We start from the raw sequence: 21,965 nt of genomic DNA, 5'->3' as shown, positions 1-21,965 counted from the left end.
ATTTACAATTAATTGTGTTGTTCCCAGCTTTAAAAGCAATTCAATAGACCAAAAAAGGGGAATTCAAAATGAATTTTGAAGAAAATGTCGGTAAAATATGTATAATAAATGGTGAGGCCGTACCTTCTGAAAAGCTTGACTCTTACTCCGGTGATAAATATACGGCTTTTTATGAGGTAATAAGGATCATAAAAGGAGTTCCTTTGTTTTTTGAAGATCATTTTGCGAGACTTAAGGGTTCCATGGCAAAACTGAAATATGAACTGAATTCTTCAAAAAAAGATATTAAGAATCAAATAAAGGTTGTTTGTGAGCAAAACGGCCTTACCGAGTGCAATGTAAAAATAATTGTACTTCAAGATAAAGAAGAGCAGAATATATTATTCTTTATAAACAAGTTCTATTATCCATCCATCGATGAATATAATAACGGGGTGGCTTGCTGCACCATCAGGCTTAAGAGGAAAAATCCCAATGTCAAGATGATCCACGCAGGCTATAAGGAAGAATTACAGCGTACCGTAATGGAAAAGAAGGCCTTTGAAGCCCTGCTGGTAAATGAGGAAGGCAGGATAACGGAGGGCGGAAAATCAAATGTGTTTTTTGTAAAAGGTGAAAAGATATATACGGCTCCTGAGGATTTTGTGCTTATAGGTATAACACGTCAATATGTTGTTGATGTCTGCAGAAAATTAGGATATGAAGTGATTGAAACATTGATTGGACTGGATTCCCTGAAAAATTTTGATGCTGCTTTTATTACCGGAACCTCCATAAAAGTTCTACCGGTCAGGATTATAGACCAGGGTGAACTGAATTCAGCGGCAAATGCGACTACCCAGCATGTTATGGCAGGCTATAACAGTCTTGTCAATGCATATATTAATGATAACTTGTAAAAGTTATTATCAAAATTAAAAACTATGGAGGTTAGTATATGAGACATCTCGAAAACGCTTTTAAATTTACTTTCAAGAACTTCCTGCTCACCTTGCCTTTACTGATTTCATTGGCAATACCGGCTTTGATTTCAGGCGTCGGAAGTCTTGGGATCGTGGCCAACAGCGGTGCAATCGCTGAAAATCTCAGGCGCATGATTGAAAATAATGCTTATGGCGGAGGAATACCGAACTATGGTGATTTATTCGCAGGATTGAATCTGGGTACATTTATTGCAAGTTCAATTATTTCAGGTTTGCTCTCATTTGTATTGATGATACTTGTGAGACCTGCTACCTACGGACTTATAAACCTGCATTATGAAACAGGAAATGCAAAGCTCAACAACTTTACCGGATGCATGTCCAAATACATAGGCAGATTCGTATTGTTCGGTCTGTTGAATATCGCTTTTGCAATTGGTCTCGGAGTAGTATTACTGATACTTGTGGTTATCGGAGGAGTGGTTTCTTCGGTTTCTACCGGACTGGGCGTATTACTGATAGTATTATTTGTACTTGCATTCTTAGCGGGAGTTGCAGTCTTGTTCAATTATTTGAATTTGTGGTTCCCTGCGGTATGTGTTGAGGACAGTGATATTATTCAAGGTCTGAAAAATTCCTTCAAAACTGTAAAAGGCAGCTTCTGGCCAATATTTGGAATCACACTGCTGGTTACCTTCGGAGGAAGCGTTGCAGGATTCATTCTTGGAAGTGTAATCGGTTTGATTCCTGTTATCGGAAATATTGTTGCTCCTGTAATATCGGGATTGGCTGAGTTTATTCTTATGGTTTACTATTTCGAAGTATACCGTGAGAAAACCGGAAGATATACTCTGCCCGAACCTCCTCCGCAGTTTGGCGGCTTCCAGGACGGCGGGGTGCAGTAACAGAGTTTCCAGGTAAAAATGAGAAAAAAACCCTGCTCCACCAGGGAAGTGGAGCAGGGTTTTCATGTTAAAAATATTAAACCTGTGAAGGGAAATTTTTATCATAAACTACTTGACAAATAAAAATGCGAATGTTATTTTAAGTATATGTTAGCACTCAACACAAAAGAGTGCTAACAAAAAGGAATTAAAACAGATTTATTTTAAATGCAGGTGACGGGAACCGTATGAGGATAGTTGCCTGGGAACGGAGGTAAACATGCTTCTTGACGATAGAAAACTAAAGATACTTCAAGCTATTATAGATGATTATATAAGTACTGCAGAGCCGGTAGGTTCCAGAACTATTGCCAAAAAGCATGAACTGGGTCTCAGCTCTGCAACCATCAGAAATGAAATGGCTGACCTGGAAGATATGGGTTTCCTGGAACAGCCCCATACCTCGGCGGGAAGAGTTCCGTCGGACAAAGGCTATAGATTGTATGTGGATCAGCTTATGAAAATAAATGATCTGTCTGAAAGTGACATAGAAAACATCAGGAATGCCATGGACATCAGAATAAATGAATTGAGTCAGTTGATTAGGAATGCTTCTGTTGTAATGTCTCAATTTACAAAGTATACTTCCATGGCAGTGACACCCCATATAAAAAGAAGTGTTCTGAAAGCTGTCCAGGTTGTTCCTATAGAGCCCGGCAAAGCACTTGTCATAGTTGTTACAGATTCAAACATAGTTCGCAACAATCTTATCAGAGTTCCTGAAAAAATAACCCCGGACTTTATCATACAGGTATCAAATATGCTAAATGACAAGCTAAAGGGTTATACTCTGGAAATGCTGAAAACTAATTTCCTCAACGGAGAGGCCGAGCAGCTTGCTTCGCTGCCTTATGATTTAATGAGACCCATACTTGACGGTATTGAAGACCTGATAAAGCTCATTGACAGGCCTGAAATTTATCTGGAGGGAACAACAAACATTTTAAATTTCCCGGAATTCAAGGAAGTTCAGAAGGCCAAGGAATTTTTAAGCCTTTTGGACGAAAAGAAGCTGATGTCCGAACTTCTTAATACACATGGCAATAACAATGAAATAGTTATTCAGATAGGAAATGAAAATGTTATACAGGGAATTAAGGATTGCAGTATTGTCACAGCCTCATATAGTATAGACGATTATGTAATTGGGTCCATAGGCATTATAGGGCCCACGAGGATGGAATATTCAAAGGTGGTTTCATCATTGAATTATATAAGAAATAAAATTAATCAGGAGATCTCAAAACTTCTGGGTGATGGATAGCTATAAAAAATAAGGAGGTTATTTTTTAGCAATGAAAAAAGACAAAAATTCCAAAGCTGCAAATGATGAGGTAAACATGGTTGAGGAAAACGACACAGCGGTAAATACCGAAGTCGGGGCAGAAGGCAATGGCGAAGAGACTAATGCAGCAAACAAGGAAATTGAGGAGCTAAAGAACAAGCTTGAGGAAAAGACCCGCCAGTGCGAAGAATATATGAATATGGTTCAGCGTACTGCTGCTGAGTTTGATAATTATAAAAAGCGGACAATAAAGGAAAAAGAGGCTTTGAGTCTGGATGCTGCAATTGACACGGTAAATGCATTTTTACCGGTGGTTGACAATCTGGAGAGAGCTTTGAAGGCCGTCCAGGAAGTGGATGACAACCCCATGAAAGAGGGGGTGGAGCTGGTAATGAAACAGCTTAAGGACTGCTTGGAAAAAATGGGCGTCGAACCTATAGCAGCGGTAAATAATCCCTTTGACCCTGAGCTTCACAATGCCGTAATGCATGTTGACGACGATGCATTCGGAGATAGTGTGGTTATTGAGGAATTCCAAAAAGGTTATACTATGAAGGGCAAAGTAGTAAGACATAGCGTGGTTAAGGTTGCAAACTAATTTTGTAAATTACTGATAAACAGTTTAATGTAAAAACATATTAAGGAGGCTTTTTTATGGCAAAAGTAATTGGTATAGATTTAGGTACCACAAATTCATGTGTGGCGGTTATGGAAGGCGGCGAGCCTGTTGTTATAGCAAATCCCGAAGGAAATAGAACAACTCCTTCTGTTGTTGCTTTCTCAAAAACAGGAGAGCGAATGATAGGACAGGTTGCAAAAAGACAGTCCATTACCAACCCTGAAAGAACAATAATTTCTATAAAGAGAGATATGGGTACCGATAGAAAGGTCCCTATAGATGATAAAAAATATTCACCACAGGAAATATCTGCAATGGTACTTCAAAAGTTAAAGGCCGATGCTGAAGCATACCTCGGTGAAACTGTGTCTCAAGCCGTAATAACCGTTCCTGCATATTTCAGTGATGCTCAGAGACAGGCAACCAAGGATGCAGGTAAAATTGCAGGTTTGGAAGTACTTAGAATAATAAACGAACCAACAGCGGCGGCTCTTGCCTATGGTCTGGACAAGGAGCATGACCAGAAGATAATGGTTTATGACCTTGGCGGAGGTACTTTTGACGTATCAATCCTTGAAATTGGTGACGGGGTATTCGAGGTTCTTGCCACAAACGGTAACAACAGACTTGGTGGAGATGATTTTGACCAGAGAGTCATAGATTTCCTTGCCGACGAATTCAGGAGAGAAAACGGAATAGATTTAAGAGGCGACAAAATGGCAATGCAGAGATTGAAGGAAGCAGCTGAAAAAGCTAAAATCGAGCTTTCCGGTGTTACTTCTTCAAATATCAACCTGCCGTTCATAACAGCTGATGCATCAGGACCAAAGCACCTGGATGTTACGCTGACAAGAGCAAAATTTGACGAGATAACTGCCGACCTGGTTGAAAATACCATGGGTCCCACCAGACAGGCTATGCACGATGCAGGTCTTTCACCTGATAAAATAGACAAGATTTTATTGGTAGGAGGTTCCACCAGAATTCCGGCTGTTCAGGAAGCAGTTAAAAAGTATCTTGGTAAGGAACCCTTCAAGGGCATAAATCCTGATGAATGTGTTGCGGTGGGTGCGGCAATACAGGCCGGAGTTCTCACAGGGGACGTAACAGGTCTGCTTCTGCTGGACGTTACCCCGTTGTCACTGGGTCTTGAAACCCTGGGAGGAGTATTTACAAAATTAATTGAGAGAAACACTACCATTCCTACAAAGAAGAGCCAGATATTCTCAACTGCCGCAGACGGACAGACAAGTGTTGAAATCCATGTCCTCCAGGGTGAAAGAGAAATGGCCCAATACAACAAGACTCTGGGAAGATTCCAGCTCACGGGAATACCTTCAGCTCCAAGGGGAGTTCCACAGATAGAAGTTACTTTTGATATAGATGCAAACGGTATCGTACACGTATCTGCAAAGGACCTTGGAACAGGTAATGAACAGAAGATCACAATCACTGCTTCAACAAATCTTTCTGACTCCGATATTGACAAGGCTGTCAAGGAAGCTGAAAAGTTTGCCGCAGAAGACAAGAAGCGTAAGGAGGAAATAGATATAAGAAATAATGCAGACTCCCTGGTATACCAGTCTGAAAAATCTCTGAAGGATCTCGGCGACAAGGTTACAGCAGATGACAAGTCAAAGATCGAAGCCGGTGTGAACAAGGTTAAGGATGCATTAAAGGGAACAGATTTGGAGGCCATCAAGAAGGCTACCGAGGAGTTGCAGCAGGCTTTCTATGATGTATCTGCAAAAATCTACCAGCAGGCAGGCGGACAGCCCGGGGCCGACCCGAATGCAGCTGGTTTCGGCGGACAGCAGGGTGCGCCGGGTGCAGGAAATGATGATAATGTTGTTGATGCAGACTATAAAGTAGTTGACGACGACAAATAATTATATAATAATAAAAGGGGCTTTGAGCAGTTAAGGCCCCTTTAAAAATAAATAATATGAGAGTCAGTTCAATATGATTTTTTATAAGCCAAAGCTGAAAACCGGCTCTGGCTTGTTTTGAGATGAGGAAAGAATTAATTGAATTCATTGTTCAGAAAGATAAATGTTTCATCTATGGCTGGCTTAACAGCTTGAGACGGGAGTTGAATCGGATGTCAGAAAAAAGAGATTATTATGAGGTATTAGGAGTACAAAAAAATGCAACCGATGCCGATCTAAAAAAAGCATACAGAAATTTAGCAAAACAATATCACCCTGATGTAAATCCGGGGAATAAAGAAGCTGAAGCCAAATTCAAAGAGGCAAATGAAGCTTATGAGGTATTGAGTAATCCTGAAAAGAGAAGCAGGTATGACCAGTTCGGCCATGCAGGTACCGACCCTAATGGCTTCGGAGGCGGAGCCGGCGGCTTCTCCGACTTTGATTTCGGCGGAATAGGCGATATATTTGAAACCTTCTTCGGCGGTTCAGGCTTCGGAGGAAGCAGGTCACGTACCAGAAGGGGTCCCCAGAAGGGAGCCGACATCAAATACGCCATGGAGATTTCTTTTGAGGAAGCCGCCTTTGGTATTGAGCGTGAAATAAACATAAGCAGAATGGAAGTCTGCTCAAAGTGTACCGGAACCGGTGCAAAACCAGGTACACATGCCAGCACCTGTCAGCACTGCAACGGGACCGGCCAGGTTCAGATCAAGCAAAACACACCGTTCGGGCAGTTTATCAATTCAAAGACCTGTGACGTGTGTAAGGGTGAAGGAAAGATTATTGCCGATCCGTGCCCTGCGTGTAACGGAAAGGGTAAACTCAGAAATAGTGTCAAACTTAAAATAAACGTACCGGCGGGAATTGACGACGGGCAGACCATATCACTGCGCGGGGAAGGTGACCCGGGCTCGAAGGGCGGACCCAACGGAGATTTGTTCCTGAATATCAGGGTTAAGCCCCATCCTTTGTTCAAACGCCAGGGAAACGATGTTATTTGCGAAGTACCTATAACCTTTACCCAGGCGGCTCTGGGAGCTGAACTTGAAGTACCTACCCTGGACGGAAAAGTAAAATATACCGTACCCGAAGGAACGCAAACCGGCTCGGTGTTCAGACTGAAAAGCAAGGGAATACCCTTCCTGAGAGGAAACGGACGGGGAGACCAGTATGTAAAGGTAAATATTGATGTACCAAAGAAGCTGAATGAAAAGCAGAAGGCAATACTCAGGGAGTTTGCCGAGCTTGGAGGCGATGAGGTCCACGAACAGAGAAAAGGTTTTTTTGATAAGATGAAGGATGCTTTTAAATAAAAATACGGAGGATAAAATTTATATGAAATGGTATGAAATACGGATCAACACCACCGATGAGGCCAGCGATGCGGTAGCTGAAATGCTGACAACGATGGGTGCCGGCGGAGTTGCCATAAAGGATCCGTTTGATATACGAAAGGAAATAGAAAAACCCGGTACTTTGGATTATGCCGATGACGATTTCCTCGAGGCCTTGGGTGAGGATGTAATAATTTCGGCCTATTTTCAAAACGGGTTGGATATAAATGACCTCCTGAAGCAGATAAATGACGGTTTGATGAATATCTCCCAATTTCTTGACACGGGTAAAGGCCTTGAAGGCTATGGTGAAGTGGATGATGAAGACTGGTCCACGGCCTGGAAAAAGTACTACAAGCCCTTCAGGCTGACTGACAGGATTGTGATAAAGCCTACCTGGGAAGAATATAGGGCTGAAGAAAATGACATAATTGTTGAGATGGACCCCGGGATGGCATTCGGAACAGGGACCCATGAGACAACACAGATGTGTTCCATCCTGCTGGATAAGTATATGAGTGCCAATCATGATGTTCTGGACGTGGGCTGCGGCACCGGAATTTTATCCATTATTGCTTCAAAGCTGGGCGCAAAAAAAATAGAAGCCATTGATATCGATGAAGTTGCGGTAAGGGTGGCTAAGGAAAATATTGAAATAAATGGAGAAGCCGGTAAAATAAAGGCTTTTCAGGCTGTCCTGTCCGATTTGAAGGCCGGAGATGAAAAATTTGATATAATAGTGGCCAACATCATTGCTAATGTAATTGTTGACTTGTCCTCACTTATACCTTATTATTTAAAAAAGAACTCTTTGTTTATAACTTCGGGTATAATCAAAGAAAGAAAACAGGACGTCATTGATGCCTGCTTGAAAAACGGCATGTCCTTCATAGACGACCTTGAAATGGGTGAATGGGTGGCAATGGTATTCAGATGTCCAGATACTTTGTAAATAAGACTCAGATCGAAGATAACAAAATCAGAATAACCGGTGAGGATTATCAACATCTTAAAAAGGTATTGAGAGCAATAAAGGGTGATGCCATTACGGTATGCTGTGACGGCATTGATTACAACGCGGTTATAGCAGAAATCGGCAATGACTGCATCATTTCCGATATTATAGACAGTGTTGAAAATGTGACTGAACCCGCGTTGAAGGTAACACTTTTTCAGGGGCTTCCAAAGGCCGACAAAATGGAGTTCATTGTCCAGAAATGCATTGAACTCGGAGTTTCTGAAATAGTGCCGGTGATAACAGACAGAAGTATAGTTAAAATTAATACTGATAAGGATGCAAATGCCAAAGTCTCCAGATGGCAGAAAATTGCCATGGAGGCTGCAAAACAGTGCAACAGGGGAATTGTTCCGGTGATAGGGATGCCTGTTAAATTTTCCCAGGCCGTCCATATGGCTGCAAATAGGGAGTTATCCATAATACCTTATGAAAAGGAAAGTGTTGCCGGATTTAAAGCAATAGCAGCAACCAGTTCCAGTATTAAAAGCGCAGCTATTTTTATAGGCCCGGAGGGCGGGTTCACCGAACAGGAGGTAGAACTTGCAGAAACCGCAGGAATACGTAAAATAACTCTTGGCCCAAGGATTCTGCGTACCGAAACTGCCGGGATGGTTGCTTTATCACTAATGATGTATGAATTGGGAGATGTGTCTAATGGAAGAACTTAAATTTGTAGTTGTTGATGATGCTGTTTTCATGAGAACGCTAATCAAAAGGATGATTGAGGAAAATACAAATTATGTAGTGGTTGGTGAGGGAGCTAACGGGCATGAAGCAATTGCCCAGGCTAAAAAATTATTGCCGGATATAATGACATTGGATATAACAATGCCTGAAATGGATGGGATAATGGCAATCCAGGAAATATTAAATGTGTCACCCAAGACTAAAATAATCATGGTATCGGCAATGGGGCAGCAATCAATGGTAATAGATGCTATAAAAATGGGTGCAAAGGATTTTATTGTGAAACCTTTTGATAAATCACGCGTTCAGCAGGCTATTGATAATGTATTGAAAATGCAATAGATTTGCTCAGGAGAGGAAAATTAAATGGGGGGAGACCCTCATTTTTTTAATGTTAAGGGAAGCATGGCAGTAGTCAGTGAACCCGGACTTTTATATAAGTCTTTGATAAGACAGTGTGAGCATTAATTCTATAAATTTGGTAATAATTTAGAGTAAGAACTTAATATCGGAAGGAAATTGAAGAAAAATTGATAAAATATAAGAAAAGTAGTAAATTATTCTTTAAATAATATAAAATTGTGTTATAATACTAGTGATTATTACTGTTAGCAAGATTTGGACGTAAATAGATTGAGTAGCATGCCGGATTTTTGGAGGAAATTATGGTTAGAAGCATGACTGGGTTCGGAAGAGGAAACTATAATGAAAGCGGTAAAGAGTTCACAGTAGAAATAAAAAGTGTCAATCACCGTTATATAGATTTTTATATAAAATTACCAAGACAGATTGCTTACCTTGAGGAACGTGTAAGGGAAGTAGTTTCAAAAAGTATTTTCAGAGGCAAAGTTGATATTTTCATATCTTTTGAGGACCGTTCCGAGGATTCAAAAAACGTCATGCTTGACGAGGCTCTGGCAGGTGCATACATACAAGCAGTGGAAAGCCTTAAGGATAAATACGGCCTGAAGGACGATATAAGTGTATCACTGGTATCCAGATTTCCCGATGTGCTGCGTATTGAGAAAACAGAAGATGATGAAGAGCAGTTGTGGGGCATCCTGAATAAAGCTCTGGAAGCTGCTGTTGATTCACTTGTTCAAATGCGTGAAAAAGAGGGAAATGAGCTGCGGATGAGTTTGCTTCAAAAAGCGGACTACATGGAAAATATTATTTCTCAAATAACAAATAGAAGTCCGGAAGTTGTCATAGAATATAAACAAAAGCTGGAAAACAGAATAAAAGAGCTGTTAAATCAGCAAACCGTTGATGAAAACAGATTGGCCATGGAAGTAGCCATATTTGCAGACAGGTGCGGTATTGACGAGGAGCTTGTCAGGTTGGGAAGCCACCTGCTCCAGCTCAGGGATATACTCAGCATAAAAAAACAGCCCGTAGGACGGAAGCTGGATTTTCTGGTCCAGGAAATAAACCGGGAAATCAATACTATAGGGTCAAAATCAAATGATATCGTTATAACAAAAAATGTATTGGAATTGAAAAGTGAAACAGAGAAAATCAGAGAGCAAATTCAGAACATAGAATAAGGCATTATCAAAATTAACCAGGAGGAAATATATGAAGCTTATTAATATTGGATTTGGAAATATTGTTTCAGCGAACAGACTTGTTGCCATAGTCAGTCCTGAATCAGCTCCAATAAAAAGAATCATCCAGGAGGCCAGAGACAGGGGTATGCTGATTGATGCCACCTACGGCAGAAGGACCAGGGCGGTTATTATTACCGATAGCGACCACATTATTCTGTCGGCTGTTCAGCCTGAAACAGTGGCTCACAGACTCAATGCAAAAGACGTTGATGTGACCGAGCCCGAAGTAGATTCCGATGAAGAATAATATTTGCCAATAAGATATTTATGGAGGAAGGAATGCAGCAAAGAGGTCTGTTAGTGGTAATATCCGGGCCCTCCGGTACTGGTAAGGGTACGGTATGTAAAAAATTGCTGGCTGAAAGGGATAATGTCAGATATTCGGTTTCTGCAACCACCAGAAAGCCGCGTGAAGGAGAAGTTGAGGGTCAAAACTACTTTTTTGTATCTGAAGGCCAGTTCCTTGACATGCTTGAGAAGGATGCTCTTATAGAATGGGATAAATACTGCGACAATTATTACGGAACCCCAAAGGCATTTGTTGACAGCTGTATAGAGGCCGGGACCGATGTAATCCTGGAAATAACGGTTGAGGGAGCTCTCGAAATCAAGCAGAAATATCCCGAATGCGTACTGGTTTTCATAGTTCCGCCTTCACTTGAGGAATTGAGAAGAAGAATTGAAAGCAGAGCTACCGAATGCTGGGATGTTATTGAAAAGAGATTGGAACAGGCAGCAAATGAATTAAAATATGTTGCCAAGTATGACTATCTGGTTCTAAATGACAGTGTGGACGACGCTGTTTTGAATATAGAAAAGGTTTTGGATGCCGAGCGTTTAAAGCCATCCCGCAATATAGAATTTTTAAATAGCTTAATAAAGTAATGGGAGGTATTTTATGATTTACCCTTCAATCAATGATTTGATGAAAAAAGTTGACAGCAGATACACTTTGGTAGTTGAGACGGCAAAGAGGGCAAGACAGCTGGTGGATGGAGCAAACAAGCTTACAAAGGTAAATTCCGACAAGGAAGTAACTGTTGCTATTCATGAAATAGCAGAAGACAAAATAACCTATGTAAGAACCAAGAATGTCATAAAATAAGGGAATGCGCAGACCGGTTCAGCAAAATTAAAGACTTTTTACTCTTCGCATAAGAAAATCCGGGAACGGGTTTTCCAACATATATAGGAGGTATTAACAGTGGCAGTTGAAAAAACAATGGAAAAAATAGTTTCTTTGTCCAAAAACAGAGGTTTTGTTTATCCGGGTTCAGATATATACGGCGGATTGGCAAATGCATGGGATTACGGTCCGCTTGGAGTTGAACTGAAGAACAACGTAAAAAAAGCCTGGTGGCGTAAATTTATTCAGGAGAGCACCTATAATGTAGGAGTTGATTGTGCAATACTTATGAATCCGCAGGTTTGGGTGGCTTCGGGACACGTTGGAGGCTTCAGCGACCCTCTGATCGACTGTAAGGATTGTAAAACCCGCCACAGAGCAGATAAACTTATCGAGGACTGGAACAAGGAAAATAATATAGAATTCAAAGTTGACGGTTTAAAAAATGAGGAGCTGATGCAATACATAAAGGACAGGGGAGTAAAATGCCCTAATTGTGACTCAGCCAACTTTACCGATATAAGAAAATTCAACCTTATGTTCAAAACCTTCCAGGGTGTTACAGAGGATTCCAAGGCCGAGATATTCTTGAGGCCCGAAACAGCCCAGGGAATATTTGTTAACTTTAAGAATGTTCAAAGAACTACCAGAAGGAAAATACCCTTTGGTATCGGACAAATAGGAAAGTCTTTCAGAAATGAAATAACACCCGGGAATTTTACTTTCAGGACACGTGAATTTGAGCAGATGGAGCTTGAATTTTTCTGTGAGCCCGGTAAAGATCTTGAATGGTTCAATTACTGGAAGGATTTCTGTTATAAATGGCTGCTGGCTCTCAATATGAAACCCGAGTCATTAAAGCTTCGTGATCATGAAAAGGAAGAGTTGTCACATTACAGCAATGCGACTACCGACATAGAATTCATGTTCCCGTTCGGCTGGGGGGAATTGTGGGGTATAGCCGACAGGACCGATTATGACCTGAAACAGCATATGCTCCACTCAAAGGATGATTTATCATATTTTGACCCGGCAACTAATGAAAAATACGTACCATATTGTATTGAACCTTCTCTGGGTGCCGACAGAGTCACACTGGCATTCCTGTGTGAGGCATACGATGAAGAAGAAGTGGCTGAAGGTGATGTAAGAACAGTCTTGAGATTCCATCCAGCTCTGGCACCTGTTAAGATTGCTATTCTTCCGCTTTCCAAGAAACTTGGGGAAGAGGCCGATAAAGTTTATCAGATGCTGACAAAAAATTATGTCTGTGAGTACGATGAGACCGGCAGTATCGGCAAGAGATACAGAAGACAGGACGAAATCGGAACTCCGTACTGTATTACCTTTGACTTTGATTCTCTTGAAGATAAGAGTGTTACAATAAGGGACAGGGATACCATGCAGCAGGTAAGAATAAAAATCGATGAATTAAACTCATACTTCAACGGGAAATTTGAATTTTAATAAACTGATGCAGGCATAATAACTATGCCTGCATTAATTGCCTATATAGAAAGTTAAGTAATTAACAAATTCATTTCATTTGCTGTAATCGTTTTCTTCCAACGCAGAAATTACTGTATTAAAGTATTTGGCTATCCGGAACAGACACTATTTGAAAGCTGAATTGCCTGGAACCAACAGTTCCTGTAATGCAATTTTGTTTATATATCTAATTCTAGTTTGTACAGGAGGGTTTTAAATGTCAAAGTACGTTTATCTTTTTAGTGAAGGAAATGCATCGATGAGAAACCTTCTGGGAGGCAAGGGAGCAAACCTGGCTGAAATGACCGGCTTGGGTCTTCCTGTTCCCAGAGGATTCACAGTAACTACTGAAGCATGTACAAGATACTACAACGACGGAAAGATAATAGCATCTGAGATAGAAACTGAAATCTATCAGATGCTGACAAAAACGGAGCAGATTGTCGGGAAAACCTTTGGTGATCCAACAAATCCATTCCTCGTATCGGTAAGATCGGGAGCAAGAGCTTCCATGCCGGGTATGATGGATACTATTTTGAATCTTGGTCTGAATGATCAGGTTGTGGACGGACTTGCAAAACTCACTAATAATGAGAGGTTTGCCTACGACAGCTACAGAAGATTTATTCAGATGTTTTCTGATGTGGTTATGGAGGTTGAAAAACCAAAGTTTGAAAAAATTCTCGATGCGGTTAAAGAAGAAAACGGTGCAAAATTTGACACAGATTTATCAGCAGAAAACCTCAAGGAAGTCGTAAAAAGGTACAAGGAATTATACAGGAACGAAAAGGGCGCTGAATTCCCTCAGGATCCCAAAATTCAGCTTATGGAGGCAATTAAGGCCGTTTTCCGTTCGTGGGACAATCCGCGTGCCATAGTGTACAGGAGACTGAATGATATTCCGGGCGACTGGGGTACGGCAGTAAACGTGCAGGAAATGGTATACGGCAACATGGGCAATGATTCCGGAACCGGCGTTGCGTTTACCAGGAACCCGTCAACCGGGGAAAAGAAGCTATATGGGGAATTCCTCATGAATGCACAGGGTGAGGACGTTGTAGCAGGCATCAGGACGCCTCAGCCCATGGAACAAATGAAGCTTGTAAATGAAGATGCCTACAATGAGTTTGTTAAAATCGCAGGTACGCTTGAATCACATTATAGAGACATGCAGGACATGGAGTTTACCATTGAGAAGGGCAAACTGTTCATGCTGCAGACCAGAAACGGCAAGAGAACTGCAGCAGCTGCTTTGAGAATAGCTGTTGACCTTGTCGGTGAAGGTATGATAACAAAGAACGAGGCTCTGATGAAGGTTGATCCGAAGCAGCTGGACGCACTTCTGCATCCAAACTTCGAGCCCAAAGCGCTGAAGGCGGCAAAGCCGGTTGCAAAAGGTCTTCCTGCCTCACCGGGTGCCGCAACCGGACGTGTATATTTCGAAGCCGGAGAAGCTGTTGAAGCGGCAAAAGGCGGAGAAAAGAAGATCATACTTGTCAGAATGGAGACATCTCCTGAAGATATAGAAGGCATGCATGTTTCACAGGGTATTTTGACCGGACGCGGGGGAATGACCTCCCATGCTGCCGTTGTTGCCCGTGGTATGGGAACCTGCTGTGTTGCAGGCTGCAGTGAAATAAAAATAAATGAAGAAGAGAAATATTTTATAGACAAGGACGGAAAGAAATACGGCGAAGGTGACTGGATCTCACTGGATGGATCTACAGGAAATGTCTACGGCGACAAACTTCCTACAATAGAACCTGAAATGACTGGTGATTTTTCCACACTTATGCAGTGGGCCGATGAAGCCAGGACTTTGAAGGTCAGGGCAAATGCCGACACTCCTTCCGATGCGGCGCAGGCCATTAAGTTCGGGGCCGAAGGTATCGGCCTCTGCCGTACCGAGCATATGTTCTTTGAAGCCGACAGGATTCCTGCCATGAGGGAAATGATCGTGGCAAGGACCGAGGAGCAGAGGAGAAAGGCACTTGACAAACTGCTGCCCATGCAGAGAAGTGACTTTGAAGGCCTTTTCAGAGAGATGCAGGGCTATCCTGTAACCATACGGTTCCTCGACCCTCCTCTGCATGAATTTCTGCCCCAGGCCGATGAAGATATAGAAGCACTTGCTGACGAGATGGGTATGACTTTTGCAGAGCTGAAGGGTATTGTAGCCGGATTGCATGAATTCAATCCTATGATGGGTCACAGAGGCTGCCGTCTAGCGGTTTCCTATCCTGAGATCGCAGAAATGCAGACCAGAGCCGTTATTGAGGCCGCAATCAATGTGAACCGGAACGGCATGTCTGTGGTTCCTGAAATAATGATCCCATTGGTTGGTGACGTCAAGGAATTAAAATATGTCAAGGGCATAGTTGTAAAAACTTCTGCCGAAGTAATAGAGAAGGCCGGTGTCAATCTGGATTACAAGGTAGGCACCATGATTGAGATACCAAGGGCGGCTCTGATTGCAGACAGCATTGCTGCCGAAGCTGAATTCTTCTCCTTCGGTACAAACGATCTGACTCAGATGACCTTTGGTTTCAGCCGTGATGATGCAGGAAAATTCCTTGAGGATTACTATGCCAAAAAGATCTATGAATCAGACCCATTTGCAAGGCTTGACCAGACAGGCGTAGGCAAACTGGTGGAGATGGCGGCCAGACTTGGAAAACAGACAAGACCTGACATCAAGCTTGGAATATGCGGAGAACACGGAGGAGATCCTTCCTCCATAGAATTCTGCCATAAGGCGGGCCTGAACTATGTCAGCTGCTCACCATTCCGGGTTCCCATCGCAAGACTTGCCGCGGCTCAGGCAGCAATTGGTGGAGGCGGATTGGGTCAGAAATAAGAAATATTGCATGAAAAGCCTTGTAACGTAAGAGCTTAAGGCGATTATACAAGTATAAATATAGGGTGTTGGCTGATATAATTTATGTGCCAACACCCTTTTTTTATAAAAACTGTCTTTTTCAGTTATTCAGAAAGATACAATTGTAGTACTAGAAATCTTCCGTAGGATAATTTTGAAAACAGGGGATATATTAAGTTCTGGAAAGAATGGGATAGCAGGAGAAGAAAATAAATCAAGGGTAAATAAATATTTGTGATTAGTATTCCCCCTCAATTGGGAGGGAAAAGAGTTTAACTTCCGTTTACATTTTCATGATAAAATAGCCTCGGGAGTGGTGAATAATGCCTAAAATTCTAATCACGGACGACGATCCGTATATCCGCGAACTCGTACGGAAAATACTGAAAAACGGCGGCTTTGAGGTAATCGAAGCCATCGACGGGCGTGACGCGCTTGAAAAAATTGACGGTTGTGACTGCGCCGTGGTTGATATAATGATGCCGCGGATGGATGGTTATCAGCTTGTAGAGAAACTCCGTAAATATTACGAGAATCTGCCTGTCCTGTTTCTGACGGCGAAATCGGGCCTGCCCGACAAGATGAAAGCTTTCAATCTTGGAGCCGACGATTACCTGATTAAGCCTTTTGAGGGCGATGAACTGTTAATGCGCGTCAAAGCCTTGCTACGGCGTTACAAGATTGAAGCGTCACAGGTTATACAAATAGGAAAGCTGACTGTTGACCGGAATGGATTCAGCGTAAACGGTGATACTATACCGATGAAAGAGTTTGAATTGCTGTTTAAATTGGCAGGTTTCCCCGGACGAACGTTTTCACGGGACAATCTCATCGAGGACATTTGGGGCTCCGACTTCGACGGCAACGAGAGGACTCTCGATGTGCATATCGGACGATTGCGCGAGCGATTCCCCGAGGAGCAGTACGGCTTCAAAATCACAACCGTGCGCGGGCTTGGATACAAAATCGAGGTGACGGTATGAACAACGGAGAACGTAAACAGCCTGGCAAAATCAGCGTGGTTTCAGGTTTCCTGTTCTTCTTTATTATATTCGGTATGTTCGTTGCGCTTGCATACCTTGCCGTCAAGCACGCAGGGCTTTCCGACTTTGCAACGGCAATGTTGTCAGGGCTTGGCGGATTGATATTCTTTTGCGTATTTGCCGCACTCCTCAGCTTTATCCGTTTGAAACATTTCAAGCATACTCACCGCGACTTTGGATACGATATTTTGTTGAACGCTTTTGAGCAGGTTTCCCACGGGAATTTTAACATATTTATTGAACCGAACTCCAATGGCCCTCACTCGGAAATGGCGGATGCATTCAACGAAATGGCAAAAAACCTCGGCTCGCTGGAAACCATGCGGCAGGATTTTATCAGCAATGTCAGCCATGAAATCCAGTCACCCCTCACGTCAATAAAGGGCTTTGCCGCATTGCTCCAGAATGACGGCTTGCTGCCGGAGGAGCGCAGACGCTACGCAGCGATTATCGAGGCCGAAAGCCTCAGACTGTCGAGTTTGAGCGATAATCTATTAAAACTTTCCGCTCTGGACGGAGAAAAGAAACCGCTGAGTATCTGCGAATACCGACTTGACAGGCAGCTTCAATCCGTCGCACTGACACTTGAACCGCAGTGGTCAGCGAAGAATATCACACTTGAGGCCGATTTGAAGAAAACGACAATCAACGGCGACCAGGAACTTTTGTCACAGGTATGGGTTAATCTCCTGCACAACGCGATTAAATTCACACCTGACGGCGGCGTAATAAAAATCACCGCAGACAGTGAACAGGTCATCATCAGCGACACGGGCTGCGGCATGGGAAAAGAGGACTTGCCGCACATTTTCGAACGGTTCTATAAGGCCGACAAAGCCCGTGACCGCTCATTGGGCGGCAATGGGCTGGGGCTTGCGCTTGTAAAGAAAATCCTCGATTTGCACGGGTTTTCGATTGCGGTGGAGAGTGAGAAAAATACAGGGACACGGTTTACAATCCGTTTAAATTGAGTTTAACCTCCGTTTAATTTGAGGTTTTAAAATGAACCTATCAAATCAAATGGAGGTACTTTTATGGATAATATAAAAAACAGCGTACCAGCAGTCGAAGCAGCCGGATTGGTTAAGACCTTCGGTAAAAACAGAGCCGTGGACGGCGTGAATCTGACAATTCCGGCAGGCACAATCTGCGGTGTGCTGGGGCCAAACGGCGCGGGCAAGACTACTACTATCAACATGCTGGCGACACTTTTGAAGCCTGATGCGGGAACAGCGAAGATTTTCGGGTACGACGTGAGGAATGACACGCAGATTGTGCGCCAGCTCATCGGCTTGACAGGGCAATATGCAACAATCGACGAAAGTTTGACGGCTATGGAAAACTTAAAAATCTTTGCCCGTCTCCTCGGCTTTTCCCGTGTTGAATCAAAGCGCAAAGCAGAGGAACTTTTGGAGGAATTTTCGCTGTCGGAAGCGGCAAACCGCGAACTCTCCAAGTTTTCCGGCGGTATGCGCCGACGGCTCGACCTTGCGGCAAGCCTGCTGTCAAGTCCGCCGCTTATCTTCCTGGACGAGCCGACGACCGGGCTGGACCCGCGCACAAGAACACAAATGTGGCAGACAATCCGAACACTTGTCAAAAACGGTTCGACCGTTCTGCTGACCACTCAGTACCTCGACGAGGCCGACCAGCTTGCAGATAAAATCGTTGTTATTGACAAGGGAAAAGTAGTTGCCAACGACACCCCTGCCGGATTAAAACGTTCTGTAAGCGCGTCAAGTCTGCAAGTCACGGTAAAAAATCCAAAATATGCGCTTATAGCCGCGCAAATTGCAGAAAAAGTCCTGGGCAGCAAGGTGCAGGTTTCGGAAGCCTCTGAAATCACAGTACCGCTGTTCGATACCATCAAACTCGCGGACGTTCTGACCGCTCTGAAAGAAACAGAAATTGACATTACAGCCATAAATGTGCGCGAACCGTCGCTTGACGAAGTTTTCTTTGCACTCACAGGTGACAAGAAGGAGGCCATTTAATATGACAAATACAGCTATTATTCCCGCGCACAAGCGCGACTTGAAAAACCGCGTCAGTTTCGGTACGGCGGTAAAAAACACGTTTACTTTCGCTCACAGGACATTCCTCAAAATCATTCATAACCCTGAAAGCCTTTTGGATGTTACACTTATGCCCATACTATTCACGCTGATGTTCACATATTTGTTCGGCGGTGCTATTTCAGGCGACATTGCAAGCTATCTGCCGATTATCATTCCGGGAATTTTAATTCAGACTTGCGTCACTTCCTGCGGCAATGCGGGAACTCAACTGCGAGAGGATACGGACAAGAGCATATCCAACCGTTTCAAATCCATGCCCATCGCGCGGATTTCACCGCTTGCGGGCGTACTGACCGCCGATCTTGTGCGTTATGCCATTGCCGGTGCGGTTGTGTTCATAGTCGGAGCGGTTATCGGGTACAGACCGGGATTTTTAAGCGTCATCGCGTGCATCGGGTTTATTACGTTTGTCGGTTGGTGCTTAAGCTGGCTGTTTGCTTTCGTGGCGATGACTGCCAAATCCGTGTCCTCTGCATCAATGTATGCAATGCTTATTATGTTTCCGCTGACATTTTTGTCAAACGCCTTTGTTCCGACAGAAACTATGCCACAGGTAATCCGAATCTTCGTCCAATATATCAACCCTGTATCCAAAGCAATAACGGCTGTGCGCGAGATACTGGGCAACGGCACAATCGGCGCTGATTTCTGGCTGGCGCTCCTGGGTTCGCTTGTGATCCTCGTGGTGTTTGTACCGCTTACGCTGTTGACATATAAACGCAACGCCTGACATGAAAGACTTATTCCAGGCTTTTCAAAAAATCCTGAAAGTTATGGTCAAGACAGTTGATCCCATCGTTTTTATTACATAACATGCGAATCCATTTGCACCACTCAATTCCAATTTTCACATCGCATACTATTTTTTGAAGGATCAAGTAAGAACCGAACCTTTGTGCATTACAGGAGTTAAATTTATTGCCGACCGAGGACTTCAGTTTTTCCAGGGACTCAGTGTGTTTTATGAGCTGTTTTTTATATCTGTTTTCCATTTCATCAATTAATTTATCAATGGTTGCTTTATCAAAGCCCTGAATGCAATATATTTTTAACATCATTTCATCTTTTCTAACAGCCTCATCGGTGGGAGAGGAGATCCAGTCCTTCAGAACCGACCTTCCATTATCTGTGATCTCATAAACTTTTTTATCGGGCTTGCCGTTTTGTTCTATAAGCGTGAATGTGACATAATTCTTTTCTTCCAGTTCTGCCAGCAAGGGATAGATTGCGCTGTGGGTGGTGCTCCAGAAGTGATTGAGTTTCAGCATTAAATCATATCCTGTAAGTGGTTCGGTAGATAAAAAACTTAATAAACCATAAGATAATTTATTCATAAACTCTCCTTCTGAATATGTCAATATTGACATATCAATATTTCAAGCATATTATATTATATGTCATTATTGACATATAATCAATTAAATAAATAATTTATGCTTACATATGTTATTAGGATTGGAGATAATAAATGGAAACAATTGAACAAAAAAAGTCCGGTTATGGGTTATTTATGACGGCAGTGGTCACAGGTGCATTTCTGATGACACTTGCTTCAAGCACTATTAATATTGCCCTGCCTTATTTAATGGAGCATTACAATACCAGCCTGGATACTGTAAAATGGGCAATGACGGGTTTTATGCTTGCGACGGGAATTATGGCTCCCATAACCTGTTATTTTGGAGAAAAATTCAGTTATAAGAGAACATATTTGATTTCAATTATCGGATTTACCATATGCTCATTATTATGCGCATTATCATGGAATGTACAGACTTTAATTGCATTTAGAATATTACAGGGGGCCTTTAACGGATTTGCAGTGCCTTCCACAATGTCGATTATTTATCAGATCATACCCAGAAAAAAGCAGGCCATGTCCATCAGCCTATGGAGCCTTTCAGCCATGCTTGCTCCGGCATTCGGCCCTACCATAAGCGGCTGGCTTATTCAAAACTTCAGCTGGCAGGCAATATTCATAATGAACGTACCTATCGGGATTATAGCTGCATTATTGGTTATCAAAGCTGTTCCGTACTATAAGTTAAACCCTCCTGCCAGCTTTGATCTGGTTGGTTTCTCAACCTGCCTGACGGCAAGTGTTTTGCTGTTGACAGCTTTTAGTGAAGCAGCCCAATGGGGATGGACTTCGTATAAAACCATATTATTTATGTCAGCCGGCATAATAATTCTCGTACTATTCATAATCCGGGAAATAACCGCAAAAAATCCAATTTTAAATCTGGAAATATTTAAATTTAAAGGCTTTACCATAAGTGTAATTATAAGAAGTATCATAACCATGGGCCTTTATGCAGGTTCCCTATTAACGCCGTTATTTTTGCAGAACGCTCAACATTTATCAGCTCTGGATGCCGGATTAATCATGCTTCCTTCATCGCTGGCCATGGCGCTATGCATGTTGATTGTGGGCAAATTATACAACCGGGTCGATCCCAGAATATTTGTCATCGGCGGAATTGTTTCAATGGCTGTGGGATCATATCTGTTATCTCATTTATCTCTGGGAAGCAGTCATATGTATGTAGTTTTATGCATGACCTTCAGAAATATAGGAATAGCATTTGCCACATCTCCGGTGACCAACCTGGGAATGTCCTCACTGGATAAAAAACTTGTGGGCAACGGTTCGTCAGTTAACAACTGGGCAGCGCAAAGTATTGGCTGCCTGTCGATAGGTATATTTACATCCTTGCTGACCTTTCAGACAAAGCAGCATGCTGCAGACCTTGTAACAAAGGAAGCCGCATTAAAATTGAGCAAGTCCTTGCTTGAGGACAAGGCTTTTGTAATGGGTATAAATGATATTTATTTCATATCTGTCATAATAGTTCTGCTGGCAATTCCTTTATGCTTTATATTGAAAAAGGGAAATTCTGATGAAGATAAGCAGCCGGTATTGGAAAATCGCAATATCCCAAATGTAAAATGTCAGGAATCTTGATATTTACTTTTAAATTGTAGTGCTATTTAGCTGCTG

Annotated in this window: 21 protein-coding genes; 20 read left to right on the top strand and 1 reads right to left on the bottom strand. The window is 42.6% G+C overall.

Annotated features, from left to right (window positions below; all coding sequences use genetic code 11):
• The first annotated feature begins 68 nt into the window (after positions 1–68).
• From CTER_RS05330 to CTER_RS05240, 19 genes are all read left to right on the top strand, one after another.
• Positions 69–899, top strand: a complete 831-nt coding sequence (locus CTER_RS05330; RefSeq protein WP_004624203.1) for an aminotransferase class IV — start codon at positions 69–71, stop codon at positions 897–899.
• A 38-nt stretch (positions 900–937) separates the two neighbouring features.
• A complete protein-coding gene (locus tag CTER_RS05325; protein ID WP_004624113.1) occupies positions 938–1,828 on the top strand; it encodes a DUF7847 domain-containing protein in 891 nt (296 codons plus the stop codon).
• Between the two features lie 259 nt (positions 1,829–2,087).
• A complete protein-coding gene (hrcA, locus tag CTER_RS05320; protein ID WP_004624272.1) occupies positions 2,088–3,131 on the top strand; it encodes a heat-inducible transcriptional repressor HrcA in 1,044 nt (347 codons plus the stop codon).
• A gap of 31 nt (positions 3,132–3,162) precedes the next feature.
• Positions 3,163–3,750, top strand: coding sequence for a nucleotide exchange factor GrpE (grpE, locus tag CTER_RS05315; RefSeq protein ID WP_004624001.1), 588 nt, complete (start codon positions 3,163–3,165; stop codon positions 3,748–3,750).
• Between the two features lie 56 nt (positions 3,751–3,806).
• Positions 3,807–5,660, top strand: coding sequence for a molecular chaperone DnaK (gene dnaK, locus CTER_RS05310; RefSeq protein ID WP_004624116.1), 1,854 nt, complete (start codon positions 3,807–3,809; stop codon positions 5,658–5,660).
• Positions 5,661–5,872: 212 nt separating this feature from the next.
• Positions 5,873–7,015: a molecular chaperone DnaJ gene (dnaJ, locus tag CTER_RS05305; protein ID WP_004624054.1), complete on the top strand. Its 1,143-nt coding sequence runs from the start codon at positions 5,873–5,875 to the stop codon at positions 7,013–7,015.
• A 22-nt stretch (positions 7,016–7,037) separates the two neighbouring features.
• Positions 7,038–7,988, top strand: coding sequence for a 50S ribosomal protein L11 methyltransferase (gene prmA, locus CTER_RS05300; protein WP_004624107.1), 951 nt, complete (start codon positions 7,038–7,040; stop codon positions 7,986–7,988).
• A complete protein-coding gene (locus CTER_RS05295; RefSeq protein ID WP_004623989.1) occupies positions 7,970–8,722 on the top strand; it encodes a 16S rRNA (uracil(1498)-N(3))-methyltransferase in 753 nt (250 codons plus the stop codon). The genes prmA and CTER_RS05295 overlap by 19 nt, the downstream gene beginning before the upstream one ends.
• Positions 8,709–9,083, top strand: coding sequence for a response regulator (locus tag CTER_RS05290; RefSeq protein ID WP_004624291.1), 375 nt, complete (start codon positions 8,709–8,711; stop codon positions 9,081–9,083). Before CTER_RS05295 ends, CTER_RS05290 begins: the two co-directional genes overlap by 14 nt.
• A gap of 323 nt (positions 9,084–9,406) precedes the next feature.
• Positions 9,407–10,288: a YicC/YloC family endoribonuclease gene (locus CTER_RS05285; protein WP_004624305.1), complete on the top strand. Its 882-nt coding sequence runs from the start codon at positions 9,407–9,409 to the stop codon at positions 10,286–10,288.
• 31 nt (positions 10,289–10,319) lie between these two features.
• Positions 10,320–10,598, top strand: a complete 279-nt coding sequence (gene remA / locus CTER_RS05280) for an extracellular matrix/biofilm regulator RemA (RefSeq protein ID WP_004624165.1) — start codon at positions 10,320–10,322, stop codon at positions 10,596–10,598.
• Positions 10,599–10,630: 32 nt separating this feature from the next.
• On the top strand, positions 10,631–11,236 hold the full coding sequence (gene gmk / locus CTER_RS05275) for a guanylate kinase (protein WP_004624274.1): 606 nt from the start codon (positions 10,631–10,633) through the stop codon (positions 11,234–11,236).
• A gap of 13 nt (positions 11,237–11,249) precedes the next feature.
• Positions 11,250–11,456, top strand: a complete 207-nt coding sequence (rpoZ, locus tag CTER_RS05270; RefSeq protein ID WP_004624075.1) for a DNA-directed RNA polymerase subunit omega — start codon at positions 11,250–11,252, stop codon at positions 11,454–11,456.
• A gap of 99 nt (positions 11,457–11,555) precedes the next feature.
• Complete coding sequence (locus CTER_RS05265) at positions 11,556–12,944, top strand: glycine--tRNA ligase (protein ID WP_004624016.1); 1,389 nt, start codon at positions 11,556–11,558, stop codon at positions 12,942–12,944.
• A gap of 238 nt (positions 12,945–13,182) precedes the next feature.
• On the top strand, positions 13,183–15,822 hold the full coding sequence (gene ppdK / locus CTER_RS05260) for a pyruvate, phosphate dikinase (RefSeq protein WP_004624171.1): 2,640 nt from the start codon (positions 13,183–13,185) through the stop codon (positions 15,820–15,822).
• 344 nt (positions 15,823–16,166) lie between these two features.
• Positions 16,167–16,826 (top strand): response regulator transcription factor, encoded by a 660-nt coding sequence (locus CTER_RS05255; protein WP_004624212.1) that lies wholly within the window; start codon positions 16,167–16,169, stop codon positions 16,824–16,826.
• Complete coding sequence (locus CTER_RS05250) at positions 16,823–17,857, top strand: HAMP domain-containing sensor histidine kinase (protein ID WP_004624234.1); 1,035 nt, start codon at positions 16,823–16,825, stop codon at positions 17,855–17,857. The genes CTER_RS05255 and CTER_RS05250 overlap by 4 nt, the downstream gene beginning before the upstream one ends.
• 63 nt (positions 17,858–17,920) lie before the next feature.
• Positions 17,921–18,880: a daunorubicin resistance protein DrrA family ABC transporter ATP-binding protein gene (locus CTER_RS05245; protein WP_004624142.1), complete on the top strand. Its 960-nt coding sequence runs from the start codon at positions 17,921–17,923 to the stop codon at positions 18,878–18,880.
• 1 nt (position 18,881) lies between these two features.
• Complete coding sequence (locus CTER_RS05240) at positions 18,882–19,694, top strand: ABC transporter permease (protein WP_004624196.1); 813 nt, start codon at positions 18,882–18,884, stop codon at positions 19,692–19,694.
• A 10-nt stretch (positions 19,695–19,704) separates the two neighbouring features.
• On the opposite strand, the gene CTER_RS05235 is transcribed toward CTER_RS05240, so the two are convergent.
• Positions 19,705–20,298 (bottom strand): PadR family transcriptional regulator, encoded by a 594-nt coding sequence (locus CTER_RS05235; protein ID WP_004624100.1) that lies wholly within the window; start codon positions 20,296–20,298, stop codon positions 19,705–19,707.
• A 134-nt stretch (positions 20,299–20,432) separates the two neighbouring features.
• On the opposite strand from CTER_RS05235, the gene CTER_RS05230 reads away from it, so the two are divergent.
• The gene (locus tag CTER_RS05230) at positions 20,433–21,929 is read left to right on the top strand and encodes an MDR family MFS transporter (RefSeq protein ID WP_004624296.1); all 1,497 of its coding nucleotides are present in this window, start codon (positions 20,433–20,435) and stop codon (positions 21,927–21,929) included.
• Positions 21,930–21,965 lie beyond the last annotated feature (36 nt).

Source organism: Ruminiclostridium cellobioparum subsp. termitidis CT1112, assembly GCF_000350485.1.
Classification (GTDB): domain Bacteria; phylum Bacillota; class Clostridia; order Acetivibrionales; family DSM-1351; genus Ruminiclostridium; species Ruminiclostridium termitidis.
The sequence above is the reverse complement of the archived record's forward strand: the minus strand, read 5'-3'. Positions and strand labels throughout refer to the sequence as shown.